General features: G+C 60.5%; 1 pseudogene. It reads left to right on the top strand.

What is annotated here, in order from left to right:
- Window positions 1-415: pseudogene (locus AC1D1Y_RS26600) on the top strand (phospho-N-acetylmuramoyl-pentapeptide-transferase); the annotation flags it as partial.

Here is a 415-nt window from a genome sequence, read left to right as displayed (position 1 = left end):
GTTTTTCAACTGGGTGCGTTCGGGGTTTGATGTGAACCTGCCGCCCAAGGCCGGGCTGTTGCTGCCCTTCATCAAGGAAGTGACCTACCCCTTGGGGGTTTTGGGCTTTGTGGTGCTGACCTATTTGGTGATCGTGGGCTCCAGCAATGCGGTGAATCTGACCGATGGCCTCGATGGTTTGGCCATCATGCCCGTGGTGATGGTGGGCTCGGCACTGGGCGTGTTTGCCTACGTGACCGGCAGCGTGGTGTATTCCAAGTACCTGTTCTTCCCCTACATCCCGGGCTCGGGCGAGCTGCTGATTTTCTGCTCGGCCATGGCTGGTGCGGGCCTGGCGTTTTTGTGGTTCAACACGCATCCCGCGCAGGTGTTCATGGGCGATGTGGGCGCATTGGCCCTAGGCGGTGCCCTGGGC

The organism is Polaromonas sp. P1_G1 (assembly GCF_056405595.1).
The sequence above is the reverse complement of the archived record's forward strand: the minus strand, read 5'-3'. Positions and strand labels throughout refer to the sequence as shown.